Genomic DNA, 5,900 nt, shown 5'->3' with positions numbered 1-5,900 from the left:
TCAGACTCCCAACGTCTTAATGTCGATACGCTTACACCTTTTAATTTAGCCGCTTCTGATATGGTCAACTTACTCATAGAACGATTATAGCATAAGTCATGAGTAATTTTGAATAGTATTAGTTAGGTTTTTGGTTTCTGTGATTAACCCTCGATCGGTGCAGTTTGTGGCTTGTTAGTTGTTGGGTTTTGGGGGCATCCCTTAACTATAATACTAAATCGGTTGAGGAGAGGCACTCTTGGGATAGGGGGAATAAATAATCAGTCTTTGATAACCGGATTTAGTATGAATTGCCGAAGTTTCGGTAAAATAAAGGTAATTAGTCAACAGAGGAGGTCAAAATTATGACTTTAGCCAAGGTAAAAAATCTGTATGATCAAGATTTTGCTTTGTGGATAGAGAAAACGGTTAAGCAATTAAAATCCGGGGATTTATCTCAGGTTGATTTAGAGAATTTGATCGAGGAGGTGGAATCTTTGGGGAAAAGTCAACGCAAAGCGGTCGATAATTTTTTAACTCGTTTATTAGAACATTTATTAAAACGTTGTTATGTGGTTCTTCCCGATTGTTATCGGGGGTGGGAAATTGAAATTAGAAATTTTCGCAAGGAGTTGAAGAAGGAATTTAAGTATTCTCCTAGTTTAAAAAGGTTTATGATAGAGATTTTAGAAGAATGTTATCGAGAAGCTTTAGAAGCGGTGAAAGAGGATTATCCAGACTCTAATTTTCCCGATATTTGTCCCTTTGCTGAGGATATTGATGGTTTATTAAATCATAAGTTTTGGGAAGATGAAAAATAGGTCACACCCTAATCTTTGGGGGGAATTGCCATCACTTGATTATTATTAATCACCAATTTACCGCCCAATTTTTCGATATTTTCCTTAGCTAACCTGCGGGTTTCTTCATCTTTGCTATTTATCCAGACTAACATCCAAGCACCGACTCTAGACGCGCGACTATCGGGATTAGTTTCTAAAAATTTTACTGTTCCCCTAGCGGATTTTTCGATAAATTTATTACCGGCAATTTTCGCCCAATCGGCGGCCATTTGATAGGATTTTTTCGCTGCGGGAATATCACCTAAAAATAATAGTTCATCCACTCCTTTATATAACCAAAGAAAATAGGCATCGGTGACATCAGGAGTGATTTTTGATAAACCTTTATTCATAATCTCAACGGTTCTTTCCGGTTTACCAGCATTCAGGGAAGAAGCGACAGACATCATCAAATAGGCGCGGACAAATTTGGGGTCATTTTTGGTGACAATTTCCATAAAATCGGGACTTAAACCGTAACCAGTTTCCCTACGAGCATCCCCATCGCCATAGTATTGTATAAACTGCAACATTGACCAATTGGCTAACATATTGTCAAAGCCAAAGGAAGGTATATTTTTTAATAACTGAACCTGAGCATTTTCTAGACGAGACTCTTGACGATAATTTCTATCTAATAACTTTTCTTTGGTCAAGGTTTTCACCTTTTCCTGTTGCATTTCCACAATAGCCATGATTAGTCCACCGATGACGGCGACTAAACCAAGAGTTTTAAGTAAGGATAGATTGAGAGATTTTTTTGCACCTACCATAGCTTTAAATAAAAGTCAATAATCAGTAACGTAAGTAGCTGGTTTTAATTAAATTAAAACATGGATTTTAGGTTCGATCCCCCCTGCCCCCCTTGATAAGGGGGGTGCCGATAGGCGGGGGGATCGAACCTTTATCCCCCCTTAATAAGTAGGGTTAATTCATGAATTAACCCTACCATCGCGGTTAATTCATGAATTAACCCTACGATGAATTAACCCTACGATGAATTAACCCTACGATGAATTAACCCTACGATGAATTAACCGACAAATCACGCCCTTCATAATTATAACCATTTACTTATCAACAAAAATAAAAGATTTTTGGGGTTATTTTAATTAATTTCAATGCCATTAACACAGCTAAGAACACCGGCGGAATTACTGGTAGAAACATTATCTTCCAAAGGAGTTTCATCCTCGCAAACAATACCAGTATAGGCCCCGGCTGCCGTTTGTCCAGACGCTCCGGCATAATTTTTAATATCGTCAGCAAATGGAGTCAAAGCATCCAATTCATAGGCGGCTCCAAAAGCATTGGGAGTGGGAGTTCCTACTTCGCTGATATTATAAAATGTTAGGGAAATAGTGGCAGCTTCCAGAGATAGTTCAGATAAAGTAGCAAAAGTCCCTTTTTCATAACGATAACCCTGTTGGGCGCGATTGATTAATCCCAGTGCCGCGCGCGCTTCTGCTTGCCTACCCTTAGCGACTTGTCCAAAGAGATTCGGTAAACTGATGGCAGCGAGAACCCCCAATAAAATCACCACTACTAACAATTCTATTAGAGTAAAACCCCTCGCTTTTTTTGCCTGTGATTTGATTGCTGAAAAAAGAAGGTATTTCATGGTTAGGCCCTGGCAATATTGACTATATTTTGGGTGTTGGGGTGTTGGGGTGGTCACTGCGTGCGCGTTGCGGGGGGTGTTGGGGTGTTCGGGTGTTGGGGTGTTGGGGTGTTCGGGTGTTCGGGTGTTCGGGTGTTGGGGTTTTGGGGTGTTCGGGTGTTGGGGTGTTCGGGTGTTGGGGTTTTAGTTGAAATTCCCCCACTTCCCCACTTCCCCACTTCCCCACTTACCCACTTCCCCACTTCCCCACTTCCCCACTTCCCCACTTCCCCACTTCCCGAAAAAAATCAAAAGCGCAAGGTTTCCAAGAGAAAATTTCCCTGCCACCTTCCGCTAGATTATCAATTGTTGGTTATTATGCCAGAAAGCTTTTAGGCAATCTGGGAAGAATATCTATCTGACCCGGGTACCAGTAGTGCAGGTAGCAGCAGTTGTTGCTGCTGCTACTCCAGCAGTAGGATTAGCTGCTTCACAGATGATTGTTCTGACAACACCAGCGGCGTCTTGAGATACCGCAGCAGAGTAGTCGCGAATATCGTCGGTGAAGGCGCCGATAGCTGAAGCATTAGTTAGAGCAGAAGTGGTACTGGTGGCGGTAGGTCCGGTATAATTATAGTATTGAGGTTCTATAGATACGGGCAAGTCGCCGGTACTTACACTGCCAGCAGCGGCAGTAAATAGTCCAAAATTTCCCTGTTCTAAGCGGTAAGCCTGTTGAGCGCGGTTAACGGTACCGAGGTGGGTGCGAGCTTCCGCTTGTCTGCCTTTGGCTATCTGACCGAGGAGGTTGGGGAGAGCGATGGCGGCGAGTACACCGATGATGATAACGACAACTAGGAGTTCGATGAGGGTGAAACCTTTGTTACCGTTCTTTTTGTTGAGAGTTTGGAGGAGTTTGAATTTGAAGGTGGAGTTCATGGGTATATCCTTTGGTAAGTGTTTTTTGTTCTCTATAAACAACTTACCCACCTGTTTCAGAAAACCTATCACCCTTGGGAAAGATTTTTTTTGGGGAAGTGGGGGAGTGGGGTGATGGGGGAGTGGGGTGATGGGGGGGTGGGGTGATGGGGGAATGGGGTAGTGATGGGGTGGTGGGGTGATGGGGTGGTGGGGTGATGGGGAATTTTCCTGAATTTAGGTTTGACAAGAGGTATTTATAAGGGAAAGTAAGAATCATCCATCAGGAAAGGGGAATTATGGTGCAAAAACCTAAGAAATTGCTGAACACCCATGAAGATCTAGAAGTTTATCAAATCGCTTTTAATCTGGCTATGGAAATCTTTGAACTGTCTAAAAAGTTTCCTGGGTCGGAAAAATATTCATTAATTGATCAAATTCGACGTTCTTCTCGTTCTGTCTGTGCTAATTTAGCGGAGGCATGGCGTAGAAGACGATATAAGGGTTCATTTTTGCTGAGATTAAATGATGCGGAAGCAGAAGCAGCAGAAAGCCAAGTATGGTTAAAATTTGCTGTTAAATGCCAATATTTAGATATTGAGACTGGTAGAAAACTTTATGGTCAGTATAATAAGGTTTTAGGACTGATCGTCATCATGACTAATAATGCCGATAAATGGCTACTAAAAACCCCAAAATCCCCAAAACCCTAATTCCCCAAAACCCCAAGTTCCCATTTCAGGTTAGGTTTAAGTATCGGGGGTAACTTCTAGGGATTGGGGAAAAAACCGAAAAGTTTAGCGGCACCTCCCAAGACAGCAACCACCAAAGCTATCAAAATCCCCCGGTTGGTAAATTCCTGATAACCAACCCGTACCGTTAATCCCTCGATTTTCTCGTCTAATACTTTAATATCGCCTTTTAACTCTCCCTTGAGTTCGGCCTGTCCGATTTCTACTTTGGTTAGCCGGTCTTCTACCTTGTCAAATCTCTCATCTACCTTGTCAAATCTCTCATCTACCTTGTCAAATCTCTCATTCATCCGTTTTTCAAGGGAGTCGATTTTCTCATCCATCCGTTTTTCAAGGGAGTCGATTTTACTCTCAATCCTAGTTAGGACAGCTTCTAGGGAATAAGTTACAGTTTCGTTAGACATTTTGCTATACTCCTCTGGGGTTTTCGGGTTTTTGAGCGGCCATTTATTATGATCATAAGGCCTCTAGCCTTGCCTAGGAGCCAGTTCTAGGGATTGGGGAAAAAACCGAAAAGTTTAGCGGCACCTCCCAAGACAGCGACCACCAAAGCTATCAGAATCCCCCGGTTGGTGAACTCCTGATAACCAACCCGTGCCGTTAATCCCTCGATTTTCTCGTCTAATACTTTAATATCGCCTTTTAACTCGGCCTTGAGTTCGGCCTGTCCGATTTCTACTTTGGTTAGCCGGTCCTCTACCTTGTCAAATCTCTCATCTACCTTGTCAAATCTCTCATTCATCCGCTTTTCAAGGGAGTCGATTTTCTCATCCATCCGTTTTTCCAGAGAGTCGATTTTACTTTCAATTCTGGTTAGGACAGCTTCTAGGGAATAAGTTACAGTTTCGTTAGACATTTGCTAGACTCCTAAAGTTATCAATAGTTTTCGGGGTGTGAGACTGGAGAATTTTAGGGATTGTTACCGAGGAAAAGAATTCTAATCGCAACGGTGATAATTGCACCGATAGCGGCACTCATGGCACCGATAAGGATAGGGACAATCAGACCTCGAAAACCCTGTAGGTCAGAAATAGTCTTAACTAGAGTGTATTGCTCATTTTCTACTTTTTCTAGTCTTTTATCCATCCCTTCGACTTTCTCGGTTAGTTTAGCTTGTCCTACCTTTAAATCATTCACATCTTCTTGCAAGGTATCGATTTTCTGATTGACATCTTTTTGCAAGGTGTCCATTTTCTGATTGACATCTTTTTGCAAGGTGTCCATTTTCTGATTGACTTCCTTGATGCTGTCTTTAATTTCCTTAAGGATCGATTCTAGGGAATAGGTGACAGTTTCGTTGGACATTTGCTGGACTACTAGGGTTATCAATAGTTTTGAAAGTGGGAGACTTGGCTAAGATAAAATTGGGAATTTTAGGGATTATTGGTAAATAGCGAGCGCAAACTGACGGTAATTAAAGAACCACCCAAGAGGGTAATTAATGCCCAAATTTGATTTTTTTGAGTGCCTTTCATGTCTCTAACCTGTTCTTTTAAGTCTTTAACTTCGCTTTTGATTTCTGCTTGCGCTATTTTTATCTCGGTGACATCTTTTTGTAAAGTATCAATTTTCTGATTGACTTCTTTTTGCAAGGTATCGATTTTCTGGTTGACATCCTTGATGCTGTCTTTAATTTCCTTAAGGATCGATTCTAGGGAATAGGTGACGGTTTCGTTAGACATTTGCTAAACTCCTATAGATTTTTGAGTTTTTCGAGCAGCTATTTATTATGATCATAAGGGAAGTAACCATTTCTAGGAGCCAGTTCTAGGGATTGGGGAAAAAACCAAAAAGTTTAGCAGCACCTCC

Annotated in this window: 10 protein-coding genes; 2 read left to right on the top strand and 8 right to left on the bottom strand. The window is 41.6% G+C overall.

Going from position 1 to position 5,900, the window contains the following annotated elements; all coding sequences use genetic code 11:
- Window positions 1-77: MerR family transcriptional regulator (locus IM509_RS03215; RefSeq protein WP_272079391.1), on the bottom strand; the 77-nt coding region annotated here is incomplete at its 3' end.
- 267 nt (window positions 78-344) lie between these two features.
- Here IM509_RS03215 and IM509_RS03210 point away from each other — a divergent pair.
- Window positions 345-800 (top strand): DUF29 domain-containing protein, encoded by a 456-nt coding sequence (locus IM509_RS03210; RefSeq protein WP_052278094.1) that lies wholly within the window; start codon window positions 345-347, stop codon window positions 798-800.
- A gap of 8 nt (window positions 801-808) precedes the next feature.
- Here IM509_RS03210 and IM509_RS03205 read toward each other — a convergent pair whose 3' ends face one another.
- The 3 genes from IM509_RS03205 to IM509_RS03195 form a co-directional block, all read right to left on the bottom strand.
- Entirely contained in the window at window positions 809-1,594 is a 786-nt protein-coding gene (locus IM509_RS03205; RefSeq protein WP_185237835.1) for a hypothetical protein, read from the bottom strand.
- Window positions 1,595-1,929: 335 nt separating this feature from the next.
- Window positions 1,930-2,442, bottom strand: a complete 513-nt coding sequence (locus IM509_RS03200; protein WP_052278092.1) for a type IV pilin-like G/H family protein — start codon at window positions 2,440-2,442, stop codon at window positions 1,930-1,932.
- A 393-nt stretch (window positions 2,443-2,835) separates the two neighbouring features.
- Window positions 2,836-3,360 (bottom strand): type IV pilin protein, encoded by a 525-nt coding sequence (locus IM509_RS03195; RefSeq protein WP_185237523.1) that lies wholly within the window; start codon window positions 3,358-3,360, stop codon window positions 2,836-2,838.
- A 278-nt stretch (window positions 3,361-3,638) separates the two neighbouring features.
- Here IM509_RS03195 and IM509_RS03190 point away from each other — a divergent pair, with 278 nt between their 5' ends.
- On the top strand, window positions 3,639-4,052 hold the full coding sequence (locus IM509_RS03190) for a four helix bundle protein (protein ID WP_002772592.1): 414 nt from the start codon (window positions 3,639-3,641) through the stop codon (window positions 4,050-4,052).
- A 56-nt stretch (window positions 4,053-4,108) separates the two neighbouring features.
- Here the strand turns inward: IM509_RS03190 and IM509_RS03185 are convergent, their stop codons facing one another.
- The 4 genes from IM509_RS03185 to IM509_RS03170 all read right to left on the bottom strand — a co-directional run bounded on the left by IM509_RS03185 (window position 4,109) and on the right by IM509_RS03170 (window position 5,773).
- Window positions 4,109-4,495: a DUF4164 family protein gene (locus IM509_RS03185; RefSeq protein WP_052278090.1), complete on the bottom strand. Its 387-nt coding sequence runs from the start codon at window positions 4,493-4,495 to the stop codon at window positions 4,109-4,111.
- Between the two features lie 86 nt (window positions 4,496-4,581).
- Complete coding sequence (locus IM509_RS03180) at window positions 4,582-4,947, bottom strand: DUF4164 family protein (RefSeq protein ID WP_052278089.1); 366 nt, start codon at window positions 4,945-4,947, stop codon at window positions 4,582-4,584.
- A 53-nt stretch (window positions 4,948-5,000) separates the two neighbouring features.
- Window positions 5,001-5,396 (bottom strand): shikimate dehydrogenase, encoded by a 396-nt coding sequence (locus tag IM509_RS03175; protein WP_287716394.1) that lies wholly within the window; start codon window positions 5,394-5,396, stop codon window positions 5,001-5,003.
- A 68-nt stretch (window positions 5,397-5,464) separates the two neighbouring features.
- A complete protein-coding gene (locus IM509_RS03170) occupies window positions 5,465-5,773 on the bottom strand; it encodes a coiled-coil domain-containing protein (protein ID WP_052278082.1) in 309 nt (102 codons plus the stop codon).
- Window positions 5,774-5,900 lie beyond the last annotated feature (127 nt).

The organism is Microcystis sp. M31BS1 (genome assembly GCF_020245285.1).
In the GTDB taxonomy this organism is placed as follows: domain Bacteria; phylum Cyanobacteriota; class Cyanobacteriia; order Cyanobacteriales; family Microcystaceae; genus Microcystis; species Microcystis panniformis.
This window is presented reverse-complemented; position numbering and strand designations above follow the sequence as displayed.